The organism is Microbacterium pasadenense (assembly GCF_047246565.1).
In the GTDB taxonomy this organism is placed as follows: domain Bacteria; phylum Actinomycetota; class Actinomycetes; order Actinomycetales; family Microbacteriaceae; genus Microbacterium.
Window position 1 is genome coordinate 1 of record NZ_JBFOKN010000006.1, and the last position, 23,366, is coordinate 23,366.

The 23,366-nt window shown below is 71.1% G+C and carries 22 protein-coding genes; 14 read left to right on the top strand and 8 right to left on the bottom strand.

The window, feature by feature from the left end; all coding sequences use genetic code 11:
* The first annotated feature begins 219 nt into the window (after window positions 1-219).
* Together AB3M83_RS13185 and AB3M83_RS13190 are read left to right on the top strand one after the other, a co-directional pair.
* Window positions 220-1,062, top strand: coding sequence for a helix-turn-helix transcriptional regulator (locus AB3M83_RS13185; RefSeq protein WP_412948892.1), 843 nt, complete (start codon window positions 220-222; stop codon window positions 1,060-1,062).
* A gap of 28 nt (window positions 1,063-1,090) precedes the next feature.
* Window positions 1,091-1,465 (top strand): histone-like nucleoid-structuring protein Lsr2, encoded by a 375-nt coding sequence (locus tag AB3M83_RS13190; protein ID WP_412948893.1) that lies wholly within the window; start codon window positions 1,091-1,093, stop codon window positions 1,463-1,465.
* Between the two features lie 11 nt (window positions 1,466-1,476).
* On the opposite strand, the gene AB3M83_RS13195 is transcribed toward AB3M83_RS13190, so the two are convergent.
* A complete protein-coding gene (locus AB3M83_RS13195; RefSeq protein WP_412948894.1) occupies window positions 1,477-2,163 on the bottom strand; it encodes a LysE/ArgO family amino acid transporter in 687 nt (228 codons plus the stop codon).
* An 84-nt stretch (window positions 2,164-2,247) separates the two neighbouring features.
* On the opposite strand from AB3M83_RS13195, the gene AB3M83_RS13200 reads away from it, so the two are divergent.
* The gene (locus AB3M83_RS13200) at window positions 2,248-3,129 is read left to right on the top strand and encodes a LysR family transcriptional regulator ArgP (RefSeq protein ID WP_412948895.1); all 882 of its coding nucleotides are present in this window, start codon (window positions 2,248-2,250) and stop codon (window positions 3,127-3,129) included.
* A 10-nt stretch (window positions 3,130-3,139) separates the two neighbouring features.
* Here the strand turns inward: AB3M83_RS13200 and AB3M83_RS13205 are convergent, their stop codons facing one another.
* The gene (locus AB3M83_RS13205) at window positions 3,140-3,481 is read right to left on the bottom strand and encodes a YciI family protein (RefSeq protein WP_412948896.1); all 342 of its coding nucleotides are present in this window, start codon (window positions 3,479-3,481) and stop codon (window positions 3,140-3,142) included.
* A 116-nt stretch (window positions 3,482-3,597) separates the two neighbouring features.
* Here AB3M83_RS13205 and AB3M83_RS13210 point away from each other — a divergent pair, with 116 nt between their 5' ends.
* Window positions 3,598-3,909: a hypothetical protein gene (locus tag AB3M83_RS13210; protein ID WP_412948898.1), complete on the top strand. Its 312-nt coding sequence runs from the start codon at window positions 3,598-3,600 to the stop codon at window positions 3,907-3,909.
* A gap of 8 nt (window positions 3,910-3,917) precedes the next feature.
* Here the strand turns inward: AB3M83_RS13210 and AB3M83_RS13215 are convergent, their stop codons facing one another.
* The 3 genes from AB3M83_RS13215 to AB3M83_RS13225 all read right to left on the bottom strand — a co-directional run bounded on the left by AB3M83_RS13215 (window position 3,918) and on the right by AB3M83_RS13225 (window position 7,562).
* Window positions 3,918-4,763, bottom strand: coding sequence for a hypothetical protein (locus AB3M83_RS13215; protein WP_412948900.1), 846 nt, complete (start codon window positions 4,761-4,763; stop codon window positions 3,918-3,920).
* Window positions 4,764-4,788: 25 nt separating this feature from the next.
* Window positions 4,789-6,642 (bottom strand): ParA family protein, encoded by a 1,854-nt coding sequence (locus AB3M83_RS13220; RefSeq protein ID WP_412948902.1) that lies wholly within the window; start codon window positions 6,640-6,642, stop codon window positions 4,789-4,791.
* A gap of 203 nt (window positions 6,643-6,845) precedes the next feature.
* Complete coding sequence (locus tag AB3M83_RS13225; protein WP_412948904.1) at window positions 6,846-7,562, bottom strand: FadR/GntR family transcriptional regulator; 717 nt, start codon at window positions 7,560-7,562, stop codon at window positions 6,846-6,848.
* Window positions 7,563-7,752: 190 nt separating this feature from the next.
* Between AB3M83_RS13225 and AB3M83_RS13230 the strand changes: the two genes are divergently transcribed.
* The 6 genes from AB3M83_RS13230 (at window position 7,753) to AB3M83_RS13255 (ending at window position 14,882) form a co-directional block, all read left to right on the top strand.
* Complete coding sequence (locus AB3M83_RS13230; RefSeq protein WP_412948905.1) at window positions 7,753-8,673, top strand: ABC transporter permease; 921 nt, start codon at window positions 7,753-7,755, stop codon at window positions 8,671-8,673.
* A complete protein-coding gene (locus tag AB3M83_RS13235) occupies window positions 8,670-9,545 on the top strand; it encodes an ABC transporter permease (RefSeq protein WP_412948906.1) in 876 nt (291 codons plus the stop codon). The genes AB3M83_RS13230 and AB3M83_RS13235 overlap by 4 nt, the downstream gene beginning before the upstream one ends.
* A 62-nt stretch (window positions 9,546-9,607) precedes the next feature.
* On the top strand, window positions 9,608-11,119 hold the full coding sequence (locus AB3M83_RS13240; protein WP_412948908.1) for an ABC transporter substrate-binding protein: 1,512 nt from the start codon (window positions 9,608-9,610) through the stop codon (window positions 11,117-11,119).
* 44 nt (window positions 11,120-11,163) lie between these two features.
* A complete protein-coding gene (locus AB3M83_RS13245; protein WP_412948909.1) occupies window positions 11,164-11,814 on the top strand; it encodes a cysteine hydrolase family protein in 651 nt (216 codons plus the stop codon).
* Between the two features lie 30 nt (window positions 11,815-11,844).
* Window positions 11,845-13,263: an MFS transporter gene (locus AB3M83_RS13250; protein WP_412948911.1), complete on the top strand. Its 1,419-nt coding sequence runs from the start codon at window positions 11,845-11,847 to the stop codon at window positions 13,261-13,263.
* Window positions 13,260-14,882 (top strand): ABC transporter ATP-binding protein, encoded by a 1,623-nt coding sequence (locus tag AB3M83_RS13255; RefSeq protein ID WP_412948912.1) that lies wholly within the window; start codon window positions 13,260-13,262, stop codon window positions 14,880-14,882. Before AB3M83_RS13250 ends, AB3M83_RS13255 begins: the two co-directional genes overlap by 4 nt.
* Window positions 14,883-14,885: 3 nt before the next feature.
* Here AB3M83_RS13255 and AB3M83_RS13260 read toward each other — a convergent pair whose 3' ends face one another.
* Window positions 14,886-15,908 (bottom strand): SDR family oxidoreductase, encoded by a 1,023-nt coding sequence (locus AB3M83_RS13260; RefSeq protein ID WP_412948913.1) that lies wholly within the window; start codon window positions 15,906-15,908, stop codon window positions 14,886-14,888.
* Between the two features lie 174 nt (window positions 15,909-16,082).
* On the opposite strand from AB3M83_RS13260, the gene AB3M83_RS13265 reads away from it, so the two are divergent.
* Together AB3M83_RS13265 and AB3M83_RS13270 are read left to right on the top strand one after the other, a co-directional pair.
* Entirely contained in the window at window positions 16,083-16,328 is a 246-nt protein-coding gene (locus AB3M83_RS13265; protein ID WP_412948915.1) for a hypothetical protein, read from the top strand.
* 50 nt (window positions 16,329-16,378) lie between these two features.
* Window positions 16,379-17,734 carry a hypothetical protein gene (locus AB3M83_RS13270; RefSeq protein ID WP_412948916.1) on the top strand — a complete coding sequence of 452 codons (1,356 nt, stop codon included), beginning with the start codon at window positions 16,379-16,381 and terminating at the stop codon, window positions 17,732-17,734.
* Window positions 17,735-18,138: 404 nt separating this feature from the next.
* Here the strand turns inward: AB3M83_RS13270 and AB3M83_RS13275 are convergent, their stop codons facing one another.
* Together AB3M83_RS13275 and AB3M83_RS13280 are read right to left on the bottom strand one after the other, a co-directional pair.
* Window positions 18,139-18,690 (bottom strand): DUF4352 domain-containing protein, encoded by a 552-nt coding sequence (locus tag AB3M83_RS13275; RefSeq protein WP_412948917.1) that lies wholly within the window; start codon window positions 18,688-18,690, stop codon window positions 18,139-18,141.
* On the bottom strand, window positions 18,687-19,427 hold the full coding sequence (locus AB3M83_RS13280) for a hypothetical protein (RefSeq protein ID WP_412948918.1): 741 nt from the start codon (window positions 19,425-19,427) through the stop codon (window positions 18,687-18,689). Before AB3M83_RS13280 ends, AB3M83_RS13275 begins: the two co-directional genes overlap by 4 nt.
* Window positions 19,428-19,523: 96 nt before the next feature.
* On the opposite strand from AB3M83_RS13280, the gene AB3M83_RS13285 reads away from it, so the two are divergent.
* Window positions 19,524-21,251: an ABC transporter ATP-binding protein gene (locus AB3M83_RS13285; protein WP_412948932.1), complete on the top strand. Its 1,728-nt coding sequence runs from the start codon at window positions 19,524-19,526 to the stop codon at window positions 21,249-21,251.
* Entirely contained in the window at window positions 21,248-23,350 is a 2,103-nt protein-coding gene (locus tag AB3M83_RS13290) for an ABC transporter ATP-binding protein (RefSeq protein WP_412948919.1), read from the top strand. Before AB3M83_RS13285 ends, AB3M83_RS13290 begins: the two co-directional genes overlap by 4 nt.
* Window positions 23,351-23,366: the final 16 nt, after the last annotated feature.

The following is a 23,366-nucleotide window of genomic DNA, read 5'->3' on the forward strand; positions in this document are numbered from 1 at the left end:
TTCAGCTCGACGAACCGCGGGGACGACTCCACCGCGACATAGTCGATGGCTGTCCCTCCCGCGGTCTCACGGGGTGATTGCGACATGTGGCCTCCTTGCCTCATGGGGTGAGCGACTCTGCTCTGACGCGGCCGTCTCGGAGAAAAGGCCGCGTGGTAGATTCGAAGGTACGAAGGCGGCGTGGGCGCCGTCACCCCCGGAAGTAGGTAAAGGTTGCCGGTGGAAACCTACACCGATACACAGCTCGTCTCACGAGCCGTGGCGGACCTGTCGCGGCAGACCCGCTTCCCGGTCGTCTTCGGTGGACTGGAGCGCGACGACGGCGCCGTCCACGTCTCCGCCATCTCGGGCGCGCGCACCCACTCGATCGAAGGCCTCGTCGTGCACGCGGGCCGAGGCCTCGGCGGGGCGGCGATGATCGAGAAGCGCCCTCGCCTGGCGCTCGAGTACCGGACCGCCCGCGGCATCACCCACGACTACGACCGCGCCATCCTCGGCGAGGGGATCTCGACGCTGCTCGCGGTGCCGATCATCGTGAACGGTCGCTCCCGGGGCATCGTGTACTGCGGGTCGTGGACGCCCGGCCCGGTGGGCGACCTCGTCAGCCGGCCCGCATTCCGAGCAGCCGACATGGTGGCGACCGAGCTGCGCGTGCGCGAGGAGGTCGAGCGACGCGTGTCGGCGTTCGCCCCCAGTGGAGCCGGGCTCCCCGCCGCCGCTCAGGAGGATCTGCGCGAGAGCTACGCCGAGCTGCGCAGCATCGCGGCATCCGTCTCCGATGCGGGTCTCCGCGACAGGATCGCCGCCGTCGAGCGTCGCCTCGCCGCGATCTCGCGCGAGAGCAGCGAACCGGCCCTGACCCTCGAGGTCTCGCTGTCGCCGCGGGAGCTGGATGTGCTGGCGTGCTGCGCGCTCGGAGCGACGAACGCGGAAATCGCTACCTCGCTGTCGCTCAAGGAGGGCACGGTCAAGTCGTACCTGCAGGCCGCGATGGCGAAACTCGACGCGTCGACCCGCCACGCCGCCGTCACGAAGGCGCGCCGGGCCGGGCTTCTCCCGTAGGACACCGCTCCCCCACTAGGCTCTGGCCATGGCCCGCAGAATTGTGCATCAGCTCGTCGACGATCTGGACGGCACCGTCCTCGAGGTCGGCGACGGCGAGACCGTCCTCTTTTCCCTCGATGGCACCGCGTACGAGATCGACCTCAGCGATCGCAACGCGACCGCGATGCGCGAGGCCCTGGCTCCGTACATCGACGCGGCCCGCTCGGTCTCGTCGCGGTCGAACGCCTCGCGTCCGGCGCGGTCGACCGGCGGAAACGGCGGCTCGAACCGCAAGCAGCGCCGCAACGGTCAGCGCGACTACGGCCCCATCCGCGAATGGGCGTCGAAGAACGGCTACGAGCTGTCGGAGCGCGGTCGCGTCCCCGCCGCCGTGCTCGACGCGTACGACGCCGCGAACTGACGGCAGCGCGGTCAGCCGAGGATCAGGCTGATCGCGATGACGACCATGACGGCGGCGATGCCGCCATCGAGGATCCGCCATGCGCGCTCGGTGCGCAGCAGCGGCGCCAGGTAGCGCGCACCGTAGCCGAACCCGACGAACCAGAGGGTGCTCGCGGCGATGCCGCCGGCGAGGAACCACCACCGTTCGTCGCCGTGCGTGCCCGCGACGGAGCCGAGCACGAACGTCGTCTCGACGAGCGCATGCGGGTTCAGCCAGGTCACCGCCAGGATCGTCAGCAGCGTCGCCATGCGTCCGCTCCGCAGCCGGGTCTTCGGCGTCGTGGCCGTGGCTGTGAGGACCCCGCCGGATGCCGGGGCCGCGGTCTCCGCCGCAGGCGCATCGGTGGCGGCCTCGAGCGACCCGCCGCCGCGCCAGGCCCGCCGGGCGCTCACGAACGCGAAGCCGAGGATGAAGGCGGCGCCGGCCCATCGCGCGACGACCTCGAGCCAGGGATGCGACGTCACGAGGGTCGCGACCCCGGCGACGCCGAGCGTCTGCAGGACGGCGTCGCTGACGACGCAGACGGCGACGACGAGACCGACGTGCTCGCGCCGGAGGCCCTGCCGCAGGACGACGGCGTTCTGCGCTCCGATGGAGACGATGAGCCCGAGGCACAGCCCGAGTCCGGACAGGAGCGCGATGATCTGGGGGGTCATGCGTTCAGGCTAGGCCGGGTGCAATATGCAGTCCAGCGCAGTATTCTTCACGATGTGAAGCACACCTTCATTTAGAGTGGCGCCATGGACCTTCCGCTCGAGCAGCTGCGCACGCTCACCGCCGTCGTCGACGCCGGGACGCTCGAACGCGCCGCCGCAGACCTCGGGATCAGTCCCAGTGCGGTGAGCCAGCGCATCCGGGCGATCGAGCAGCGGGTGGGGCGCGTCGTGCTCCGCCGCACCAAGCCGGTGTCGGCGACGGAGGCCGGCGAGCCGCTGGTGCGACTGGCCCGTCAGCTCGCCCTGCTCGAGCACGATGCGCGGGTCGCGCTGGGCGATGAGGTCGCCGCGCCGCACGTACACCTCGCCGTGAACGCCGACTCCCTCATCACCTGGTTCCTGCCCGCGCTGACCGCGGTGACCGCCGCGCACGCCGTCACGTTCGAGATCCACCGCGAGGACCAGGAGCGGACGGCGCAGCTGCTCGCGGCGGGGAGCGTCATGGGCGCCGTCACATCGCAGCGCGAGCCGGTGAGCGGATGCCTGGCCTCGCCCCTCGGCCGCATGCGGTACACCGCCATCGCGAAGCGCTCGTTCGCCGAGCGCTGGTTTCCGGCCGGCATCGGGCGCGCCGCACTCGAGGCGGCGCCGATCGTGGACTTCGACCGGCACGACACCCTGCAGACGACATTCGCCCGGCGGCATGGTGCGCGGAGCGAGGCGCCGCGCCATGTGATCAGCGCGTCCGCCGAGTTCGCGCAGGCGGTGGTGTCGGGTCTCGGCTGGGGCATGCTGCTGCCCGGTCAGTATGAGAGCGGCCTCCGGGACGGCTCGCTCGTGCAGCTCGGGGACGACGTGGTCGATGTGCCGCTGTACTGGCAGCGCTGGAACCTCTCCTCCCCGCTGCTCGACACGGTGACCGATGCCGTCCGCGTGGCCGCGGAGTCCTCCCCCGCCCTCGTCTGATGCGGGCCGCTCAGGACTCGGGGTCGTCGCCGAACTCCCGCAGCTCCTGAGCGCAGCGGCAGGACGCGGCGACCTTCGCCGCCCACCGCTCCGCCTCGGCGCGGCTGCCGACCCTGATGACGGTGAGGCCCCCGTCGAACTCCGCCGTCTGCGAATATGCCCCCGGGGTCACGATGCCGTCTGCGGTGACGCGGACGACGGGCACCCCGGTGTCCAACCCGCCTCCGAAGACGTAGACGCCGGCCTCCTTCATCTCGCGGATGACGGCGTGCGACTCCTCGACCACCGTGTCCAATTCCCCTTCCGGGATGACCATCGCGGCTGCGGGGAAGGAGATGAGGTAGGTGGTCATTCCCCAGGCGTAGCCCACTGCACGAGCGCCGTCAATCCCCTCTCGCCGCGCGCGCGGACGCGGGATGGTGGGCTTCCTGGGAGCTGGGCTGGGTGAAGTGGGATGAGGTGCGGGACATGTATACGGACTCAGACATCGTCGAGGCCGAGCACGCCGCGCCGGTGCTCGTCGATGGTGAGGCGCTCCGCGCGCTTCCCCCGCGCCGCCCGGCCGAACCGTCTGCTCGCGCGTCACGGATCCAGTGGGACCTGATCGCGCCGGACCGCTACGAGGTGCGGATCGGCGGCGAGACCGCCGGCTTCATCGACGTCGTCGGTGCGGTGTACGTGGTGCTCGCGGGGAGCCGGTACAGCCGGGCCGTCGAGATCGCGCAGACGCTGGTGTGGTCGACGGCCACCACCGCGCTCGATCAGTCGCGCGGCCGCTGACCCGCTCGTCAATCCGACCGGTGGAGGCGCTCTGACGCCTTCCGCGCGGCGCGCGCCTCGTCGCGCGCGTCCTTCCGGGCGGCGCTCAGCTGGTCGACGGCATCGCGGGCCGCGTCGAGGTCGGCGACCAGACGGTCGCGTTCCGCGTCGAGCTCCGTGATCCGGTCGTCCAGCGCGGTGACGCGGTCCTGCGCCTCCTCCCAGCGCTGCTCGATGCGGTCGAGCTCCTTCTCGGCGACCTGCGCGTGTCGCTCGGCATCTCGGGCCGCACGTTCGGCCGCGCGCCGCTCCCGGCGCTCGGCGAGTTCGTCCGACGGCGGCGCCGGCGCGGCGAGCTCGGGCTCGTACGGCCCGGACACGGCGTCCGTCAGGTCGGGCGACTCCATGCCGGTGGCTTCGATGGGGCGGAGCAGACGCGCCGAGGCGACCGCGGCCGCGGCATCCGGATCGCGGAGGGCCGCATCGAGGGTGCGTTCGACGGCGTCTCGCGCGGCGGCGCTGACGTCGACGCCGCGGGAGCCCGCCAGATCCAGCGCCGCGCGGGTGAGTTCCCGGAGCGTCCGCCGGCGCTCGCGGGTGAGCGCGGTGAGGGCCGCGCTGTCGCCCGCGTCCACCGCGTCGCGCAGCTCGTCGGCGAGCCGGAGGGCAGGCGTGAGCGTGTCGGATGCCTCGGCCGCGAAGAGGTTCACGACCCACGCCGCCAGGACCGGCTTACGGAGCTTCTTCACCGCCGCGGCGAGGGACGTGTCGTCGGTCGCCTTGGCCGCCGCCCCGCGCGCGGCGACGAACTCGTCGGGCGGCAGGATGCTCAGCGCGGCGGCGATCCGCGCCAGCTCGGCATCCGTATCGGTCACCCGCTCATTGTGCCCGACGCAGCCGTCAGAGGCCCTCGGCGACGGCGGCGGCGGCACGCATCCAGGCGTCGCGCGTGCGAGGCTGCAGCGCGTCGTAGCGGATCCGGCCCGCCTTCAGCGCGTGGTCGAACGGGATGATCTGCACGGCGCGGACATGTCCGATGAACTTCGCAGCGATGTCCTCGACGGCCGCCGCGCTCGACTTCTCGGACTGTCCGACGATGACGATGGCACTGTCGGCCAGCCGCTGCGAGTGCTCGTCCCGGTGGCGCAGCGCGTCGAGCAGGAGCGCCGCGGACTCCGCGGACTCCGGCGCCGCGAGGGTCGGCACGACGAGCTGGTGCGCCGAGTCGATCATCCGGAGCCAGCGGTCGGCGGACTCGTCGTTGCCGGAGTCGAAGATCACCATGCGGTAGTACCGCGCCGCCACGCGCGCGAGCAGGTCGAAATCGGCCGTCGTGATGCGCTGGTCCGCCGCGAGCAGCTCGGGGTTGGAGCGCAGCACGTCGTAGCGATCGATGCTCTGGTGGTGCACGAAGCGGGCGATGTCGGAGACGGATGCCGTCGGCTCGAGCAGCCGCCGCGCTTCGGGCAGCAGGTCTCGGATCGTCGTGTCGTACTCGCCCTGCTCGGTGCGCCAGCCGAGCGTCCCCCTGGTGTCGTTGTTGTCCCACGCGAGCACGTTCCCGCCGCCGTGCCGAGCGAACACCGCCGACAGCACGGCGGTGGTCATCGTCTTGCCGACGCCGCCCTTGCCGTTCGCGACGGCAATGGCGCGGCACCCCGCCCACTGCCGTGAGACGAGCTTCTCGCGCTCTGCGCGCTCGATCTCAGCGCGGGACGGGCCGACCGGGAGGCCGAGGCTCGCGAGGAAGGCACGCCATCCGGTCAGCTGGGCGGGGTGATCCGTCGCGGGCTCGATGAACGTGGGCCGGCTTCCGGCGGCGGGCGCATCGACTCCGGCGGCGACGGAGTCGTCCAGGCCGGAGGCCATCGCGCCGGCGGCGACGGGGAACGCACCGGTCGCCGTGAGGGAGCCCGCCTCGGCCTGCTCCTCGGCGTCCCGCGAGGCGCGCGCGACGTCGACAGGGCTCGGCGCATCCGCCGAGATCTCGGTGACCTCGCCCGGCGTCCACGGCAGCGGCTCGTGCTCCGTCGACCCCGTCGAGGCGCGAGGGCCCGCGGCGGAGGCGTCCCCGTCGGCGCCGGGCAGGAAGAACTGCGGCACGGCAGGCGGCACGCCGTCGGTGATGACCGTCCGTGCCGCGAACACGCCGTCCTCCAGGTCGTCGTCATCGCCGGGGTCGCCCGCGCTGACCGGGGCGAATGCGGGCGCCTCGTCCTCCGGCGACGGGTCGTCCTCGGCATCCTCACCGGGAGGATCGGCAGCGGGGACCGGGGCGTGCGCCGCCGCCGCGTGCGTCGCCTCGAGGTCCTCGTCGTCGGATGCGTCGTCCTCCACGTCGTCCTCCGGTGCGCCCTCGTCGGGCGCGTCCGCGCGCTCCGTATCCGGATCATCGCCGGCGGCCTCGACGGGGCCGGACCCCTCCGCGTCGTCGGGAGCGTCCTGGCGCGCCGTCGTCCACCAGAGGTGCTGCCGCAGCTCGGCGCGGGTGAGCGTCCGGTCGTCGTAGGTCACGGTGACGCGTCCGTCGGGGTCCACGAGCAGCTCGTGCTCGCCGTGATCGCCGCTCGTGTGCAGCGCGAGCGGCGCGCCCGAGGCCACGGCATCCGTTCGCGCATGCTGGATGAGCAGGTCCCGGATGCCGTCGGCGTCGTCCGCCGCGACGTCCGAGGTGCGCCCGTCGGCGGAGGTGTACCGGGCACTGACACCGGTGACGTGCGCGCGGGCGCGGAGCGGTTCGCTGCTCGTACTCATCGAGTTCCTTTCGGCAGTCCGTCCTGGGGGCGAGCGGATCCTGCGGGCCGCGAGGAGGATGCGGCCCGCCGGGTGCGACGCGCCGTCTCCCCACGGTCGTGGGACGCGATCCCACGCTATCGCGGGAGACCGCGGACCGCCGCGCCCTTGACGCCGCCGAGCCCGCGTGGCGCGCCGGCGGTGCGCCGACGCCCCGCACCGACCTACCGGGAGGCGTGCAGCCGCTCGAGGTGGACGCGCATCGCCTCCGCCGCCTCGTCGGGCCGCTGCGCCTCGATGTGGCGCAGGACGTCCAGATGCTCGCGGTCGATGTCCTCCCAGCGCTCCGCCGACCGCGGCGTGGACAGCGAGTCCTGCTGGAAGACGTCCCACACCGGAGGTGCGAGGAGTGAGATCAGCCGGTTGCCGGCGGCATCGATGACGGCCTGGTGGAAGTCCTGGCTCGACACGGTGCGATCGAGCACGGTCCGGCCGTGCTCCACGCGGGTGGCGGCCAGCCGCAGTCGCTCGAGGTCCTCGTCGGTGCGGCGCAGCGCAGCACCGCGCGCCGAGGGCACTTCGAGGATGAGACGCGTCTCGAACAGCTCCTCGACGTCGATGACGTTGTAGCCGTTGAGCAGCTGCAGGCTCGTCACGATGCTCTCCTGCAGCGCCTCGGGGTCGGGCCGGGCGATGAACGTGCCCCCGGCGACACCGCGCTTGGTGACCGTGAGGTTCTGAGACGACAGCATCCGGAGCGCCTCGCGGATCGTGTTACGGCTGACGCCGAACTGCACACCGAGCTTCTCCTCGGACGGCAGCTGTGCACCGGGTTCGAGCGTCCCGTCGATCACCATCCGGCGCAGCTGGCTCGCGACCTGGCGGTACGCCGGTTCGATGCGCTGGACCGTGAGGCGGTTCGCCGTCGATGACTGGGCCATGCGCCCCTCCTTCACACCCCTGTGACGGGCTTCAGACACCGTATCTCAGAAACGTCCAGCAGCGTCTCCGACACGACTTCTTCTCTCGGCAACCGCGAAATATGGCTGTTACACGCGTGATACCTCCCCCGAACGAAGCATCCCTAGTGTCGACTTCGTAAACATTGGACATTTAGGGATCGGAAGAGATGTGACCCGCTTCATCACTTCGCGCGTCGTGCGTACCGCCCTGACCGTGTTCGTCGTCCTCAGTCTCGCTTTCGTCCTGGCCCGTCTCACCGGGGATCCGGTGCGGCTGATGCTCCCCCAGGAAGCGACGCAGGCGGACGTCGACGCGATGCGCGCGACACTCGGGCTCGATCGGCCACTGTGGGAGCAGTACGTCTCCTTCCTGGTCGCCGCCGCTCAGGGCGACCTCGGCGACTCGATCCGCCAGGGCGTGTCGGCCGTCGGCCTCGTCATCGAGCGCCTCCCGGCTACCCTCGAGCTGGCTTTGGCGTCCTTCGCGATCGGGCTGCTCGTGGCGATCATCGTCGCCGTGCTCGGGGAGCTGTCCCGCAGCGAACGCGTCCGGGGCACCATGCTGTGGATCGCCACGACCCGGCAGGCCATCCCGCCGTACCTCTTCGGCATCCTGATGATCCTGGTGTTCTCGGTCTGGCTCGGCGCGCTGCCGGCGATGGGACGCACGTCGTACGCCAGCTACGTGCTGCCGATCCTGACGATCGCCTCGTTCGAAGTGGCCCTGTACCTGCGCCTCCTGAACCAGTCATTCGCCGAGAGCCGTCAGAAGGACTTCGTGCGCACCGCCCTCGCGAAGGGCGCATCCCGTACCCGCGTCGTCCTGCGGCACCAGCTGCCCAACGCACTGCTGCCGCTCATCACCGTCGCCGGCATCAATCTGGGCGTCCTGGTGGGTGGGCTCGTCGTCATCGAGACCGTCTTCAACTGGCCGGGGCTCGGCCGTCTGATCGTCCAGGGCGTCGAGCAGCGGGACTACCCCATCGTGCAGGCCGGCGTCGTCGTCATCGCGATCGTCTTCGTCCTCATCAACCTGATCGTGGACATGCTCTACGCCACCCTGGACCCGAGAGTGAGGCTCGCCCGATGACCGCCGTCACGCAGATTCCCGGCGGGGTGCGCCTGCGCAGCGCCACCGCCGCCGTCGTCGGTTCCGTCCGTCGCAGCTCGCCGTCCACCGTCGTCGCGCTCGTGTTCATCGGTGCGGTGCTGATCCTGTCCTTCGTCGTCCCGCTGCTGCCGGGTGCCGACCCGTACTCGCAGAGCCTGGGCGAGAGCCTCATCGAGCCGCTCACGGACTCCGCACACCTGCTCGGGACCGATCAGCTGGGTCGCGACGTCCTCAGTCGACTCGCCCTCGCGACGCAGATGTCCCTGCTCATCGCGGTCGGAGCGGTGCTGATCAGCGCGATCCTCGGCCTTGTCGTCGGGCTCGTTGCGGGCTATCGCGGCGGCCGGATCGACACCGTGCTGATGGGCATCGGCGACGTCCAGCTCGCGATCCCGGTGGTCCTCCTCCTGATCGTGCTGGTCGCGACGCTCGGCTCCAGTCCGGCCCTCCTGGTGATCCTGCTCGGATTGACCAACTGGGTGACGTACGGCCGCGTGGTCCGCGCGGTCGTGTTCTCCCTGCGTGAGCAGGAGTTCGTCACGGCGGCCGTGTCGGCGGGCGCCTCGGCGGGCTGGGTGATCCGTCGGCACCTGCTGCGCAACGTCCTCCCCCAGGTCCTCATCCTCTCGGCGTTCCAGATCGGTGTCGTCATCACGATCGAGTCCTCACTCAGCTTCATCGGGCTGGGCATCCAGCCGCCGACGCCGAGCCTCGGACTGATGATCAACGAGGGCCAGCGATACCTCCAGTCCGACCCGTGGATGACGATCGTCCCCGCGGCCGCCGTCTTCCTCCTCATCGCCGGCGCACAGTTCCTGTCGCAGGCGTTCGAGCGCACCCGCTCCTCCTGAACCGCTCCCCTGCCACCGCTCCCGCCACAGCCCGCTCCACCCGACCACACCAAGGAGACATCGTGTCCACTCCGCACCACCTCCCCCGCTGGATCGCCGCCCCCGCCCTGCTGACCGTCGGCGCAATCAGCCTCGCCGGCTGCACCGGCGGCTTCGACGATGCCGCGGCATCCGAGGACGACTCGATCGTGGTCGCCCTGACCGGCGAGCCGTCGTCGCTGAACCCGCTCTACGACACGAACCTCAATGCGCTGAACATCTTCTACGACGTCTTCACCCAGCTGACGACGATCGATGAGAAGGGCGATGTCGTCCCGTCACTGGCCACCGAATGGTCGGCCGACGCGTCGCTCACGACCTGGACGTTCACCCTTCGCGATGACGCCGTCTTCTCGGACGGATCGCCGGTCACCGCCTCGGACGTCGTCTTCACCTATGAGACGACCATGGCCGACCCCGAGGCGAACCTCGCCGGCTACATGACCACGATCGAATCCGTCGAGGCCGCCTCCGACACCGAGGTGGTGTTCCATCTCAACACGCCGTACGCGCCGTTCGACCGCCAGGTCACTCTCGTGCCGATCCTGCCGCAGGCTGCCTATGAGAAGGACCCGGATGCCTTCGCCGCCGCGCCCGTCGGGTCGGGGCCGTACCAGGTGGAGCGGTGGCAGAAGGGCGACTCCATCGTGCTGACCCGCAACGAGGAGTACTTCGGCGAGGCCGGAGCGTATGAGCGGATCGAGTTCCGCTTCGTGCTCGACGAGACGACACGAGCGAACTCCCTGCAGTCCGGCGACCTCGACATCGCCCTCCTGGGCACGTCGCAGGTGAACACGGTCGAGGCATCCGACTCGGTCGACGTCGTCGACCAGCAGAGCAATCGCGTGCTCTACCTCGGCTTCAACGGGAGCGAGGGCCCACTCGCGGACCCCGCCGTGCGGAAGGCCGCCGACCTGGCGGTCGATCGCACCGCGATCAGCGATGACCTCATGAACGGCGCGGTGGAACCGACCGGTCAGCTCGTCGCAAAGGTGACCTTCGGCTACACCGAGGACGTCACGGCCACCGAGTACGACCCGGATGCCGCCGCAGCGATGCTCGAGGAGTCCGACTACGACGGCAGTCCGATCGTGCTGTCGTACCCGACGACCGGACTGCCGCAGATCGACCAGCTCGCGCAGGCCGTCGCCGGCTACCTGGAGACGGCCGGCTTCACGGTGACCCTCGACGGCCAGGAGGCGGGCACGTTCAGCTCGAACTGGTTCTCGAACCAGCTTCCCGGCGCCTTCATCTTCGCGTTCGCGCCGTCCGTGATGGACGCCGATCTCCCCCTCGGGATGCTGACGCGCTCCGGCGGGCAGGGCTACTTCTCGGACCCCGAGATCGACGATCTGCTGGTCGCCGAGATCGCCGAGCCGGACGAGGCGACCCGCGCCGACCTGCTCGGGCAGATCTCCGAGATCGTCGCGGAGAACACCTACTACGCGCCGCTGTTCATCGACACCTACACGTACGGCTACACGGCCGGGCTCGAGTGGACTCCGCGTCCCGACGGCTTCTTCGTCTTCAACTGACTGACCGATCGCCACCACCACCACCGTTCCCGAAAGGACACCCCATGACCACCATCCCCCGCGAGAACACCGCTGTCCTGGTCATCGACATGCAGCGCGCGTTCTTCGACAACGGCGACTCGCTCGGCCGCTCCGGCGTCGACGTCACCCCTCTCCGCGCCGCCATCCCCGGCACGAAGCGACTGATCGCCGACGCCCGCGCCGCCGGCGTGCCGGTCATCTTCACCCGGTACGTCTATCACGAGGGGATGATCGACTTCGGGCCCATCCGCGGCATCAAGGCGCAGGACCGGATCTCGTCGAACTCCCTCGGGGCCGGCGAGCCGGAGATCGAGATCATCAACGAGCTGGCGCCGCTCCCCGGCGAGATCGTCATCGACAAGTCCCGTCCGAGCGCGTTCTACGGCACGCGGCTCGAGCCGGTGCTCACCGGCCTCGGCATCCGCAACGTCGTCCTGTGCGGCGTCACGACCAACATCTGCGTCGAGACGACGGCACGCGACGCCGGTCAGCGCGATTACGGCACGTACGTCGTCCGCGATGCGGTCGCCGAGTTCACCGCCGAGCGCAACCACCACGCGCTGTTCGCCATCGACTGGAGCTTCGGCCAGACGGTCACCCTCGCCGAGGTCGAGGAGTCCTGGGACGTCGAGGCAGCCGAATCCATCGAGTCCATCGCGTACGCGGTCGCCTGACCGGCGGCATCGGGAGCTGTGGAGATGTCCGTGACGACGCCGATCGGGGGATGGCGCGCCCGCGTGATGCTGGCATCGCTCGCCCTGGCCGGCGTCGTCGCGGCCCTCATGCAGACGCTCGTGCTGCCGCTGCTGCCGCTGTTCCCCGGATGGTTGGACGTCACGAGCGCGGACGCGCAGTGGATCGCGACGTCGACCATGCTCGCCGGCGCGATCGGCGCGCCGCTGTTCGGATGGCTCGGCGACCGGTACGGACTGGCGCGGATGATCGTCGCGGCCCTCGTGCTGCTGTCGATCGGGTCAGCCGTCTCGGCCCTGTCCGACTCGCTCGGCATGCTGCTCCTCGGCCGGACGCTGCAGGGGTTCTCGAGCGGCGTCATGGGCCTCGCCCTCGCCGTCGCTCGCACGATGCTCGCCCCCGCGTCCCTGCCGTGGGCGGTCGGCATCGTCAGCGGCACCCTCGGGATCGGCACGGGCCTCGGCGTCCCCCTCGCCGGACTCGTGCTGGAGGTGCTGCCGTGGCAGGGGGTGTTCTGGATCGCCGCCGCCGCGGGTCTCGCGTCGGCCGGCCTCGTCGCCCTGCTGGTGCCGCATCGCCGGGCACGGGCGAGCGGGACGTTCGACTTCACCGGCGCCGCCGTCTTCAGCGGCATCCTCCTCCTCGTCCTCGTCCCGCTCAGCATGATCGGACGGCACGGCGTGACCGCCGCGAGCGTGGTCTCGTGGCTCGCCGCCGCCATCGCCGCGGCCTGGTGGGTCCGTCACGAGCTGCGCACGCGTTCGCCGTTCGTCGACGTCCGGCTGGCGCGCCTCGCGCCCATCGCGTCGTCGCATGTGACGGCCCTGTTCGTCGGGATCGCGTTCTTCCTCAGCTTCACCGGCACCGTCTATCTGACCCAGATGCCGACCGCCGACGGCGTCGGCCTCGGCGGCGGCGTCCTGCTGACGGGCCTCGTCCAGACACCGGCGAGTCTCGCCTCCATCGCGGCCGCCCCGCTCGCCACCTTCATCGCCACGCGGTGGGGTGCCCGCAACACGGTCGCCGCCGGTGCCCTCGGCGTCGCCGCGGCGAGCGCCTCACGGATGCTGGTGCTCGACGACGTCGTGCTCGTCTCGGTCTGCACGCTCCTGGTCTCGGGCAGCGCCTCGTTCACCTTCGCCGCGATGCCGCTCATCCTCATGGACGTCGCCCCGCTGCACGCGACCGGCGCCGTCAACGGCCTGAACATCATGATGCGCCAGGTCGGCTCCGCGATCGCCGGCGTGATCGGAGCGATCATCCTGGCGGTCACCGCCGACCAGGGAGCGTACTCGCGCTCCACCTTCGACCTCCTGTTCGGCATCGGCGCCGCCTGCGGCCTCGTCGCCGCCGCGGCGATGCTGCCGTGGCAGCGGCGCCCTCCGCACCCGCTCCCCTCCCCGGCCGACATCGAAAGGGCCTCCCGATGACCTCCTCTCCGCCTCCCGTCCTGTCCGTGCGAGACCTCGCCGTGGAGTTCACGACCTCGCGCGGCGTGTTCTCGGCGATCCGCGACATCTCGTTCGACATCGGCCCCGGCGAGACCCTCGCGGTCGTCGGCGAGTCCGGCTCGGGCAAGTCGACGACCGCGGCATCCGTCAACCGCCTCCTGGCCGCGAACGGCCGCATCGCGTCGGGTTCGATCATGTTCGCCGGCCGCGACCTCGCCGCGGCCGGCGAGAAGGAGATGGGCGCGATCCGCGGCGCCGGTATCGGGCTCGTCCCGCAGGACCCGATGTCGAACCTCAACCCGATCCAGCGCGTGGGCGACCAGATCGCCGAGGTCCTGCACATCCACCGGCAGGCGTTCGGCGCGTCGGCGTGGCGGCGCGCGATCGAGCTGCTCGACATGGTGGGCATCCCGGATGCCGCGCGCCGTGCCGCGCAGTTCCCCCACCAGCTCTCCGGTGGCATGCGCCAGCGGGTGCTGATCGCGATGGGACTCGCGTGCCGGCCGAAGCTGCTGATCGCCGATGAGCCGACGAGCGCGCTGGACGTCACCGTGCAGAGGACGATTCTCGACCGGCTCGCCGAGCTGACCGCGGAGCTCGGCACGTCGGTGCTCATGATCACCCACGACCTCGAGCTCGCCGCCGAGCGCGCCGACCACGTCGTCGTGATGTACCGCGGCGACATGGTGGAGTCCGGTCCCGCCGCAACCCTCCTCCGCGCGCCGAAGGCCGAGTACACCCAGCGCCTCCTGGCGGCATCGCCGGCCATCGACTCGGCACCGCTCGTGTCGCCCGGTGGTGACGCCGAACCGCTGATGCGGCTGGACCAGGTCGGCATGACCTACCCGACGCGCGGGCGCCGAACGCCGGACTTCGTCGCCGTCGAGGGGTCGAGCTTCGTGATCCCCCGGGGGCAGACCGTGTCCATCGTCGGGGAGTCCGGATCGGGGAAATCCACGACCGCCCGCATGGCGCTCGCGCTCGAGAAGCCGACGGCCGGCGACGTCATCTTCGACGGGCAGCCGCTGTCGGGGATGGGCAGAAAGGAGCTGTTCGCCTTCCGGCGGCGCGTGCAGCCGGTGTTCCAGAACCCGTACGGGTCGCTGGATGGCCGCATGACGATCCGCGAGAGCATCGCGGAGCCGATGCAGATCCACCGGATCGGCGACCCCGGGTCGCGCCGCGCCCGCGTCGATGAGCTGCTCGAGCTGGTGGCCCTGCCGACCGAGCTCGCCGAGCGGTATCCGTCGGAGCTGTCCGGCGGACAGCGACAGCGCGTCGCGATCGCCCGTGCGCTGGCACTCGATCCCGAGCTGATCGTGCTCGACGAGGCCGTGTCGGCGCTCGACGTCATCGTGCAGGCTCAGATCCTCGCCCTGCTCGTGCGGCTGCAGGACGAGCTGGGTCTCAGCTACCTGTTCATCAGCCACGATCTCGCCGTGGTGCGGATGGTGTCCCACCACGTGCACGTCATGCAGCGCGGCCGCATCGTCGAATCGGGGACGCCGCAGCAGATCTTCGATGCGCCCCGCGAGGCCTACACGCGCGAGCTTCTCGGATCGATCCCGGGCGGTGTGCCGACGATGTACGCCGCCTGACGGTCAGCGACGCCGCAGCAGGGCCGCCGCGCCGACGGCCACCGCCGCGGCGGCCGCGGTCGCGGCTGCCGACCCCGCCGCCGCCAGCGCGCGGCGGTGGCCGATCGCCCAGGTCTGCGGGCTTCCGGTGCGGGCGCGGTCGTCGAACGCGCCGTGGGCGCCGTGATCGCCGGGGACCGGCTCGTACAGGTTGGGCGGGCTCGTCGACTCGCCCTTGTCGGGGGCGAACTGCCCCTCCCAGGCGTTGCGGGCGAGGTACCAGTCGAGGAAGCGGCCCGCGAAGCGCGTGCCGAGGACGAGGAAGACGGTCGACTCCCCCACCCACGTCCGGCGGCGGGGACGGTCGGCCACGTCGGCGACGGCCTTCGCTCCCACCTCGGGCTGATAGATCGGGGGCACCGGCTGGGGGTGCTGCCGGAACGGGGACTTCACCCAGCCGAACTGGGGCGTGTTGAGCGCCGGCATGTCGACGATCGACACCGCGACCCGGCTGCCTTCGTGGGTGAGCTCCGACACGACGGAGTCGGTGAAGCCGTCGATCGCGTGCTTCGCGCCGCAGTACGCCGCCTGCAGCGGGATGCCGCGGTGCGCGAGCGCCGATCCGATCTGGATGATGTGGCCGGCGTCACGGGGCTGCATCCGCTTCAGCGCGGCGCGGGTTCCGTTGACGGCGCCGAGGTAGGTGACCGCCGTGGCCCGGTCGTAGTCCTCGGGAGCCGTCTCCAGGAAGGGGGCGATCGAACCGGACATGACGTCGTTGACCCACAGGGCGATCGGCCCGAGGTGACTCTCGACCTCGTCGGCCGCGCGATCGACGGCCGCGTTGTCGGACACGTCGACCAGCACGCCGTGCGATCGGCGCCCGCGCGCCTGCACGTCGGCGACGGCGGCGTCCACGCCGTCCTTCCCGCGCGCGAGGACCGCGACGTCCCAGCCGCGGTCGGCGAGCTCGCGCACGATCGCCCGGCCGAGGCCCGCACTGCCACCCGTCACGACGGCGACGCCGCGCGATGCCGAATCAACCATGAAGAACTCCTCTCGCGAGCGCCCGTGCGGCGCGTGCGGTCCATCCTCAGCGGTGCGGCTCGTCGGCCGGAAGCGCTTGCCCCTGCGCGCGCGATGCCGTAGAACCCCGACACCCCGAACCGCCGAGCGCAACCCCTTACCGACATCGGATGCCGGGCGCCTACCGTCGTCGCCATGAAGATCACCGACGTGAAGTGGAACAAAGAGGCGCGACAGAAGATCGTCGACGACGCGAACAACGTCCTCCGCGAGGCCGTCCTCGACATCGCCCGGTCGAGCGAGACGATCACCTCGGACGAGGCGTTCGCCCAGCTGACGTCCCGGCTCAAGGACCGGTTCATCGACTGGGAGCCCGGCCCCGACCTGCGCACCTACGCCGACGCGATCGCGGACGGGGAGATCGACCTCGACGACGACTGAGCCGCCCGCGACCGCCGGGCGGATGCCCGGCGCACCGCTACGGTGAGAGCGTGCGCGAGGTGATACGGACGACCGGGCGGCTTCTCGCCGGGCACTGGCCCGCCCTCGCCGCCTGGTGGCTCGCCGGCACACTGGGCCGGTACCTCGGCATCGAGCTCGCCGGCTTCGTCGGCGGGTACAGCGCGCTCGGCGGCATCCTCCTCCTTCCGCTGGCGATCCTCGCGAAGCTCGTCAGCCTCGTGGCGATGCTCCTCGTGCTCCGCGACGGCATGGTGCGCCTCGGCGTGATCGCGCCCCCGCCGACGGAGCGGCGCCGACGGGCGATCGCCTTCCGTGACGCCCTGCTCTCCTCGGTCCTGCCGTTCATCGCGGTGTACGCGGTGCTCGGCTTCCTGCGCGAGGACGTCGCCGCCTATCTCGACGCCGCCCTGCAGAAGGCGAGCGAGCGTCGCGCCGTCGGGCTCTCGGGCGGCGTGGCGGTCGACACCTCCGGCGCCGTCGACCAGCTGTCATGGGAGCCGTGGACGCTCGCGGTCGTCGCACTCGCGTTTGCCGGCCGCTGGGCATGGACCCGCTGGAACGGGCGGCTCCCCCGGTGGAGCGCCGTCATCGCCACCTACCTCGAGGGACTGTGGGTGTTCCTGGCGGCCTACGTCATCGGGGAGGCCGTCGGCCAGGTCACGAGCTGGGTCGATTCCCGCCAGGCGATGGCATGGCTCGGCGATCTGCGAGAGGGGATCGGGGCGTGGTTCGCCCCGCTGGGGTGGCTGTGGGATGCCGTCGGCGTGGTCGCCGGCGAGGCCGGGGACCTGCTGCTCGTGCCGCTGGCGTGGCTCACGATCGCCGGCGTGGTCTACGGACAGGCGGTGAACCCGCAGGGCGTCCAGTGGCGGGGCGGAGTCGCGATGCGCGCCCGCGAGCGGTACGGCTCCGTGCCGCAGCGGCTGCGCCGCCGCCTGAACGACATCGGCTCGAGCGTGGGTTCGCGGTTCCGCCCGATGTGGCGCGCGCTCGTGCTCATGTGGCGCGGCGGTCCGATCCTGATCGGCGGGTACGTCCTGCTGTACGTCGTGGTGCTGCTCGCCGAGCAGCTGCTGCGGATGGGGCTCATCCGCCTGGTCGGACCGCACGAGTTCTTCGAGTTCTGGCGGGTCGTCGGCGGCCCGCTGCTCCTGCTCGTCCCGCTCGTCGTCGAACCGGTCCGCGTGGCGCTCATCGCGAGCGCGTACGACGCGACGCTGGGCGCGCTCATCGGCGCACCCGTGGCCGGGTCAGGGAAGGACGACCTCGAGTCGGAGGAAGTCCGGGAACTGGTCGACGACCTCGAGGTCCAGGCCCAGACGACCGGTGACGTCGTCGGGGACGAGGAACGGGATCTCCATCGTGAACGGCCCGACCGGGTATGAGTCCGCCGCCGGGTCGGTCGGGCAGAAGGTGACCTTCTCGTAGTCCCAGTCCAGCGCGACGGCGTCGCCCTCCCACTCGCGGCCGGCACCGTCGAGCTCGACGAGCGCAGCGACCCGGCACGACGTCGCTGCGCCGTGTCGGTCCACCGGAACGGACACCGCGACCACCCTCGTGTCCGGCGGGAGCTCGACGCCGGGATCGGGCGTGACGGCGGCAGCGGCGGCGGGGCCCCACGTGACGCCGCCGAACTCGACGGTGTCGCCGGGGTCGACGTTCCGCGCGAAGACCGGCTTGCCCTGGTTCGCGTACCACCACTCGCCGCCGACCAGGATGCCCCCGGTCGCCGGCAGCAGGATCAGCAGGGCGACCAGGGCTGCGGCGTTCCGGCGCCCCCATCGGCGCGTCACGGCGCCGCCCATCCCGTCGGCTCCATCTCGACCTCATCCTGAGGCTCCAGGTCGGCGAGGTCGATGCGCAGCTCGACGAGGGAGTCGAGACGGGTCTCCGCCTCGCTGCCGCTCAGCTGCAGGGCGGCGGAGCGCTCCCGGGCGGCGGTCGGCAGCTCGAAGGCGAGACTCCCCCGCTGCGGGATGCCGGTCTCGAGCGAGGTGTCGACGAACGACGCCGGCCGTTCACTGGCGCGGTACGTCACGCCGTCCACCACCAGCACGGCGTTCCCGAGGTTCGTGGACTTCTCGGTGCGGACGGCTTCCGCCTGGAGGTCGACGACGAGCCAGGTGCCCTCGGCGGACCAGCCGCGCGCGTCGGCCACCCGCGAAGCGAGGTGGACGTCCGTCACGGTCACCTCGAAGGTGCGGGCGACGGCGCTCTCGCCGATCTCGGCCGACACGACGAACGGGCCGTTGGCGTCGTCGTCGGTGGGCGTGACCTGGACGACTCCCCACGCGGCGAGCAGGAGGCCGACGCCGACGCCCCAGGCGAGCCGGCGGTTCATCCGGCATCCGTCCCGTCGACGCCGGAGCCGACATCGGTGATCGGCACGGTGAGGACGGCCGCCGTGACCGGGTCGTCCCAGCTCTCGCCGTAGGTGATGAGCCGGCCGGTCCGCAGCGAGAAGTCCCGGACGTCGACGTGCACCTCGTCGCCGTCGGCGAACGCGTCGCCGGGGACCGCCCAGGTGAGCACGAGCGGGACCGGGAGCCCGGGCTGCAGGTACGGATCGGTGGTTACGTCGTCGAATCGCGCGACGGATTCCGGGGCGGCCCGCTCGACCTCCTCGACGAGCAGCGAGCCGGTCACGCCGGTCTCGGAGTGGGCGGCGACCGCCCGGTCCCAGCGGTTCTCCGCCGTCACGACCAGCGCGAGCACCCTCTCGCCGTCCTCGACGAAGATGCCCGCCTCGGGCAGCTCGTCGATCAGGACCGCCCGCTCGACCGTGAGCGCGAGCTGAGCGTTCCGATGGGTCTCACCCGCCTCGAGCCGGGCGGGCGGCGGCGCGGCGACGGCGTTCAGGCCGCCGAAGGCCGCCGTGACGGCGAGGAACGGGATCGTCAGGATGCCGGTGAGCCATCCCGTGGGCACGCGATCCGACACCGCGTGGACAAGACGGGCCGCCCGCCGGGGACGCGGCCGAGCCGACGCGGCCCCGGGCGACGCGGCCTCGGCCGTCGCCCGAGCGGATGCCGTGTCGTCCTGCCCCGGGTCGGGCGCTGCGGGCGGAGGCGCGGTCACGGCCACATCCTATGGCGCGCCGGTTCGCTACGCCCTCAGCGGACATCCGTCTCCGGGGGGAGGCGGATGTCCGAACCTGGTGGCACGCTGAGTCCCATGCTCGGAACCCTGCTGGTCCGCTACCTGCGGACCTATCGCTGGCTGCTGCTGGGGGTGCTGGTCTTCCAGTTCGCCTCGGCCATGGCGGCGCTGTATCTGCCCCGCCTCAACGCCGACATCATCGACAACGGCGTCACCCAGGGTGACATCCCCTACATCTGGTCCCACGGCGTGCTCATGCTGGCGATCGCGCTCGGGCAGATCGTGGCATCCGTCATCGCCACCTACTTCGCCGCGCGCGCCGCCATGGCCGTCGGCCGCGACATCCGCCGCGACGTGTTCGAGAAGGTGAGCGGCTTCTCCGAGCGCGAGGTCACGCAGTTCGGCGCCGGCTCGCTCATCACCCGCAACACCAACGACGTGCAGCAGGTGCAGATGCTGGCGATGATGGGCGCGACGATGCTCGTCACCGCTCCGCTGCTCGCGATCGGCGGCATCATCATGGCGCTCCAGCAGGATGTCGGCCTCAGCTGGCTGATCGGGGTCTCGGTGCCGACGCTGCTGATCATCGGCGTCCTCATCATCAGCCGCATGGTCCCGCTGTTCCGCAGCTACCAGGTGAAGCTCGACAACGTGAACCGCATCATGCGCGAACAGCTCACCGGGGTGCGCGTCGTGCGCGCGTTCGTGCGCGAGCGCATCGAGGAGGAGCGCTTCCGCGGCGCCAACACCGACATCATGGTGGTCGGCCGCAAGGTCGGGTCGCTGTTCGTGCTCATGTTCCCGCTCGCGATGCTCGTCCTCAACGTCACGGTCGTCGGCGTCATCTGGTTCGGCGGCATCGAGGTGGATGCCGGCAACGTCGACATCGGCACGCTGTTCGCCTTCATGCAGTACATCGGCCAGATCCTCATGGGCGTCCTCATGGCCACCTTCATGACGATCATGATCCCCCGCGCCGCGGTGTCGGCGGACCGCATCGGCGAGGTGCTGGCGGTCGCCGGCGGCCTCGCGAAGCCGGTGAATCCGGTCAGCGAGTTCCCGGCGCCCGGATCCGTCGCCTTCGACGACGTCGCGTTCACCTACCCGGGCGCCGACTCCCCCGTCCTCGAGGGCATCTCGTTCCGTGCGGAGCCCGGCGAGACGGTCGCGATCGTCGGCTCGACCGGGTCGGGCAAGACGACGCTCGTCTCCCTCATCCCCCGGCTGTTCGACGTGACGAGCGGTTCCGTGCGGATCGCCGGGGTCGACGTGCGCGAAGCGGACCTCGACCGGCTCTGGCAGGGCATCGGCCTCGTCCCGCAGCGGCCGTTCCTGTTCACCGGGACCGTCGCCTCGAACCTGCGGTTCGGGCGCGAGGAGGCGACGGACGACGATCTGTGGCACGCCCTCGAGATCGCCCAGGGCCGCGACTTCGTCGAGGAGATGGACGGGCAGCTCGGCGCCCGGATCGCGCAGGGCGGCACGAACGTCTCGGGCGGGCAGCGCCAGCGCCTGTCGATCGCCCGCGCGATCGTGCACCAGCCCGACATCCTCGTGTTCGACGACTCGTTCTCGGCGCTCGACCTGACGACGGATGCCCGACTCCGGCAGGCGCTCTGGCGAGAGCTGCCGCACGTCACGAAGATCGTCGTCGCGCAGCGCGTGTCGACGATCACCGACGCCGACCGGATCGTCGTCCTCGACGCCGGTCGCATGGTCGGTGTCGGAACGCACGACGAGCTCCTCGCCTCGAACGAGACGTACCGGGAGATCGTCGAATCGCAGCTGGGGGTGGACGCATGAGCGAGCAGGGATCCCGCAAGCGCGGCGCGCGAGGGACCGCACCGGCATCCGAGCCCGTGCTGACCGAGGAGGAGAAGCTCGAGCTCGAGCTGGCGGAGCAGGCCCGCCTGAACAGCGGCGACTGGGATTCGGTCGCCCCGGGCAAGGCGTCGAACTTCGGGCCGAGCTTCCTCCGGATGATCGCGCTCCTCTCGCCGTACAAGTGGGTCTTCGCCCTCGTGACGCTCGCCGGCGCGATCGGCGTGGTGCTCGCGGTCGCGGCGCCGAAGATCCTCGGCGAGGCGACGAACATCATCTTCGAGGGCGTCATCTCGAACGTGCTCGGTGCGCAGCCGGGCTTCGCCGGGCTCACGCAGGATCAGGCCGTCGAGGCCCTCCGCGCAGCCGGTCAGGCCGAGCAGGCGAACATCGTCGGCGCGATGGAAAACTACGCGCCGGGCGCCGGCGTCGACTTCGACGCGCTGCGGACCGTCATCACCTGGGTGCTCGTCATCTACGTGGCATCCGCCCTGCTGACGTGGCTGCAGGGCTACGTCATCAACGTGATCATGGTGCGGACGATGTGGCGGCTCCGCGAGGACGTCGAGGCGAAGCTGAACCGGCTTCCCCTCTCGCACTTCGACCGGGTGCAGCGCGGCGAGCTGATCTCGCGCGTCACGAACGACATCGACAACATCACGCAGACGATGCAGCAGTCGCTGTCAGGCGCGCTGACGGCCGTGCTCACCGTGGTGGGCGTGCTGATCATGATGTTCTCGATCTCCTGGCAGCTGGCGATCGTCGCCCTCATCGCCCTGCCCCTCATGGCGGTCATCTTCGGCATCATCGGACCGAAGTCGCAGAAGGCGTTCGGCGTGCAGTGGCGCAAGGTCGGGCGCCTCAACGCCCGCGTCGAGGAGTCGTTCTCGGGTCATTCGCTGGTGCGGGTGTTCGGTCGCGAGGCCGACGCGCGCGACAAGTTCCAGGTCGAGAACGAGGAGCTCTACCAGGCCGCGTTCAAAGCGCAGTTCCTGTCGGGCATGATCATGCCCGGCATGACCTTCATCGGCAGCCTCACGTACGTCGGCATCGCCGTGCTCGGCGGACTCATGGTCGCGAGCGGCCAGCTGCGACTGGGGGACGTGCAGGCGTTCATCCAGTACTCGCAGCAGTTCACCCAGCCGCTGTCGGAGCTCGGCGGCATGGCGGCCGTCGTCCAGTCGGGCACGGCGTCGGCCGAGCGTGTGTTCGACCTGCTCGACGCCGACGAGCAGGAGGCCGACCTGGAGGACGCCCCGGCGCTGAACGGCGGCCAGGGCGTCATCGAGTTCGAGAACGTGAAGTTCTCCTACTCGCCGGACCACCCGCTGATCAGCGATCTGTCCTTCCGCGTGGAGCCCGGGCAGACGGTGGCGATCGTGGGACCGACGGGCGCCGGCAAGACGACGCTCGTGAACCTGCTCATGCGGTTCTACGAGCTCGACGGCGGCCGGATCCTGCTCGACGGGCAGGACATCGCCGCGCTCACGCGCGACGACGTCCGATCGCGCACCGGCATGGTGCTGCAGGACCCGTGGCTGTTCGCGGGGACGATCCGCGAGAACATCCGGTACGGTCGCCAGTCCGCCACGGATGAGGAGATCGAGGCCGCGGCCGTCGCGACGCGCGTCGACCGGTTCGTGCGGTCGCTGCCCGAGGGCTACGACACGATGCTCGACGAGGACGCGTCCAACGTGTCGGCCGGCGAGAAGCAGCTGATCACGATCGCCCGCGCGTTCGTGGCGCAGCCGGCGGTGCTCATCCTCGACGAGGCCACCTCGTCGGTGGACACGCGCACCGAGCTGCTGCTGCAGCACGCGATGGCCGCGCTCCGCGAGGGCCGGACGTCGTTCGTCATCGCCCACCGCCTGTCGACGATCCGCGATGCCGACCTCATCCTCGTGATGGAGCACGGCGACATCGTCGAGAAGGGCACGCACGAGGAGCTCATCGCGCAGGAGGGCGCGTACTACCGGCTGTACCGCTCGCAGTTCGAGCAGGCCCATGCCGACCTCGACCCGGTCGGCGCCGACGGCGCCCCGGTCGCCGAGGCCGACATCCCTGCCCCCGCGGAGGGCTGACCTCGCCGCGCCGACG

Excerpts from the sequence above, each read along its gene's own strand:
- AB3M83_RS13290 (WP_412948919.1), top strand. The coding sequence starts at position 21,248 with ATGAGCGAGCAGGGATCCCGCAAGCGCGGCGCGCGAGGGACCGCACCG.
- AB3M83_RS13255 (WP_412948912.1), top strand. The coding sequence starts at position 13,260 with ATGACCTCCTCTCCGCCTCCCGTCCTGTCCGTGCGAGACCTCGCCGTG.
- AB3M83_RS13265 (WP_412948915.1), top strand. The coding sequence starts at position 16,083 with ATGAAGATCACCGACGTGAAGTGGAACAAAGAGGCGCGACAGAAGATC.
- AB3M83_RS13210 (WP_412948898.1), top strand. The coding sequence starts at position 3,598 with ATGTATACGGACTCAGACATCGTCGAGGCCGAGCACGCCGCGCCGGTG.
- AB3M83_RS13205 (WP_412948896.1), bottom strand. The coding sequence starts at position 3,481 with ATGACCACCTACCTCATCTCCTTCCCCGCAGCCGCGATGGTCATCCCG.
- AB3M83_RS13285 (WP_412948932.1), top strand. The coding sequence starts at position 19,524 with ATGCTCGGAACCCTGCTGGTCCGCTACCTGCGGACCTATCGCTGGCTG.
- AB3M83_RS13260 (WP_412948913.1), bottom strand. The coding sequence starts at position 15,908 with ATGGTTGATTCGGCATCGCGCGGCGTCGCCGTCGTGACGGGTGGCAGT.
- AB3M83_RS13200 (WP_412948895.1), top strand. The coding sequence starts at position 2,248 with ATGGACCTTCCGCTCGAGCAGCTGCGCACGCTCACCGCCGTCGTCGAC.
- AB3M83_RS13245 (WP_412948909.1), top strand. The coding sequence starts at position 11,164 with ATGACCACCATCCCCCGCGAGAACACCGCTGTCCTGGTCATCGACATG.
- AB3M83_RS13190 (WP_412948893.1), top strand. The coding sequence starts at position 1,091 with ATGGCCCGCAGAATTGTGCATCAGCTCGTCGACGATCTGGACGGCACC.
- AB3M83_RS13220 (WP_412948902.1), bottom strand. The coding sequence starts at position 6,642 with ATGAGTACGAGCAGCGAACCGCTCCGCGCCCGCGCGCACGTCACCGGT.
- AB3M83_RS13235 (WP_412948906.1), top strand. The coding sequence starts at position 8,670 with ATGACCGCCGTCACGCAGATTCCCGGCGGGGTGCGCCTGCGCAGCGCC.
- AB3M83_RS13195 (WP_412948894.1), bottom strand. The coding sequence starts at position 2,163 with ATGACCCCCCAGATCATCGCGCTCCTGTCCGGACTCGGGCTGTGCCTC.
- AB3M83_RS13275 (WP_412948917.1), bottom strand. The coding sequence starts at position 18,690 with ATGAACCGCCGGCTCGCCTGGGGCGTCGGCGTCGGCCTCCTGCTCGCC.
- AB3M83_RS13225 (WP_412948904.1), bottom strand. The coding sequence starts at position 7,562 with ATGGCCCAGTCATCGACGGCGAACCGCCTCACGGTCCAGCGCATCGAA.